Genomic DNA, 1,863 nt, shown 5'->3' on the forward strand with positions numbered 1-1,863 from the left:
GAGGTTAGAGAAAGCAAATGCCGCTTTGTAATGAAGTGGATACAGATTTTTATCTGGCGCGAAAGCGAGCTGACTTCTAACTGGTCTCCCGTTGCGAAAGAGTTTGAAGAACTTTATTGAAGAAGAAAAGCAAATGATGATTTCGAATGAAATTAGTGCATCTTCTTACAACGAACCGTGGTCTCTCAATTACTGAGTGCTCATTGGCGAGGTATTAAAGCTTCAAGTGCGTATCGCAAAGGTAATTAACACGAAGAGCTAATGTTGCGATCAACTTTTGGTCTCGCTCTAGTCCTATAACGATTTAATTACTGGGTGCTTCACTGTGCCTTTGTGGAGGCTTGAGCCGTATGCAGTGAAAGTTGCACACGGTTCTGAGGAGGGTGGCACCTGGTAACAGGTGCCGTCTATCCGACATTTCCTTTCGGCTTGAAGAGATTTGGCGGATCAAAACCAAACTAGAGATTGATAGTAGTTGGATGTAGCTTGCGTTACTTAACTGAGCCATTCTTGATAACAAACTAAGATCGAGTGATTTTCTCTACTTCCGGGGTTGCGAGGTCTCTTCGCAAAATAGGATATTTAGCCGTGTTAAGCAGATTCAGAGAAAAACAGACCTTGAAGTTCAATTTGAGAAAAAGACAAGAACTCAACAGAGTCTCATGAAATGGATTTTGATGACTTCCAACAGCCAGCAATTTTCTTTTCCAAGCCAAATGCGAAAGCAACAACCGATTAAGTATATACAGGCTTAAATTAAAAGTTGGAATGTTCGATTTTCTTCTTTGATTTGTAGGCTTTCATTGAAATTTTTAAGACAAGTTGTTCTTGTTTCGTTGAAATGAGCTGCTTAGTTAAAGCTTTGTGGTGTAGGTCCGTGATAAAGTTTTTTTCCCAAGGCGTAAGGCGGTCAAACCTTAATAAAATAGTGTCATTTAGTACATTGAACAACTCGTATTGGCTTTTATCCATTCGACTGCTGAGCATTCAATTAGAGCACTTAGCTAGAGAAATGACGTTAAGGCTTTCTACGTTATCATTTTTGCCTAAGGTAATGATTCGATAAGAGACCCCCCTCTCTAATAGTGGTCTTATTTCGATGTTGTCACAAAAACTAACGGCGACTTTTTCTACTAAGCTGTCCATATTCAAAGTTTTCTTTTTTACGAAAATAAGAGTGACACTATTGCCCTCTGACTGAGCATTTACGAGTGTGATTGAGCCTAACTCTTGTGGCAGTTGGCTTGAGATAACCGTCGCTCTATAATCGGCAAGCCCATTAGATTTTATTGGGCTTATCTGACAACCGTTAAGCATGACACTGACGAAGAAAATTACTGTTGTTCGTAGCATTATGCGCTTCTTCTCCCTTTAGGTGCCTTAAAATATTTATGGATATAACGTGAAGACATAGAAGATAAGAGCGCACTGTAATCTAAACTGAATGTGACTTTTTCCCCTACAAGTAGTGGTTTCTGTGAGGATTCAAGGACAAAGTGATCGCTAGTTGAAGACATGATCTTAATCCCATTCGGAGCCTTAAGCCCGCTGACACAAACATCTTGGCGGCCTAATGCCAGAATAGCTTGTGATACCTCCCCTCTATCTTGAAGGTTTTCTTTTTCACCAAAAGCATTTAACCCCCGACTTCCCCAAGGCAAAGTCGGTTTAATCTTGGATTCAATCACTTCAGCGGTCAAAGAAACCGCATCCGTATGTAAGCCTTTGATATTTTCGTGCTCTAAAGGCTCACAGCCTAAAAAAATTGCTTCTCCTATACGAAGGTTATTGACTCGAGTTAAGCCTGTTCTCTGAAGAGCCCAGTTAACTGAAGCAGAATTACCCCCTGAAATAATTTCTAGA

The 1,863-nt window shown here is 40.4% G+C and carries 2 protein-coding genes and 2 pseudogenes; 1 reads left to right on the top strand and 3 read right to left on the bottom strand.

The annotated features are described in order from the left end of the window. Nucleotides 1-383: 383 nt before the first annotated feature. Nucleotides 384-743, top strand: a pseudogene (locus tag AB4482_RS15270) (hypothetical protein); the annotation flags it as partial. 13 nt (nucleotides 744-756) lie between these two features. Here the strand turns inward: AB4482_RS15270 and AB4482_RS15275 are convergent. From AB4482_RS15275 to AB4482_RS15285, 3 genes and pseudogenes are all read right to left on the bottom strand, one after another. Then, nucleotides 757-987, bottom strand: a complete 231-nt coding sequence (locus AB4482_RS15275; protein ID WP_016800070.1) for a hypothetical protein — start codon at nucleotides 985-987, stop codon at nucleotides 757-759. Beyond that, nucleotides 988-1,353: a type II secretion system pilot lipoprotein GspS-beta gene (gene gspS2, locus AB4482_RS15280; RefSeq protein ID WP_016800069.1), complete on the bottom strand. Its 366-nt coding sequence runs from the start codon at nucleotides 1,351-1,353 to the stop codon at nucleotides 988-990. It lies immediately after the preceding gene. After that, nucleotides 1,310-1,863: pseudogene (locus AB4482_RS15285) on the bottom strand (alanine/ornithine racemase family PLP-dependent enzyme); the annotation flags it as partial. The gene gspS2 and the pseudogene AB4482_RS15285, both read right to left, overlap by 44 nt.

This window comes from Vibrio sp. 10N.222.55.C7 (genome assembly GCF_041473335.1).
Lineage (GTDB): Bacteria > Pseudomonadota > Gammaproteobacteria > Enterobacterales > Vibrionaceae > Vibrio > Vibrio crassostreae_C.

What these genes read in the sequence shown, in the direction of transcription:
- AB4482_RS15275 (WP_016800070.1), bottom strand. Translation starts at nt 987, where the DNA reads ATGCTCAGCAGTCGAATGGATAAAAGCCAATACGAGTTGTTCAATGTA.
- gspS2 (WP_016800069.1), bottom strand. Translation starts at nt 1,353, where the DNA reads ATGCTACGAACAACAGTAATTTTCTTCGTCAGTGTCATGCTTAACGGT.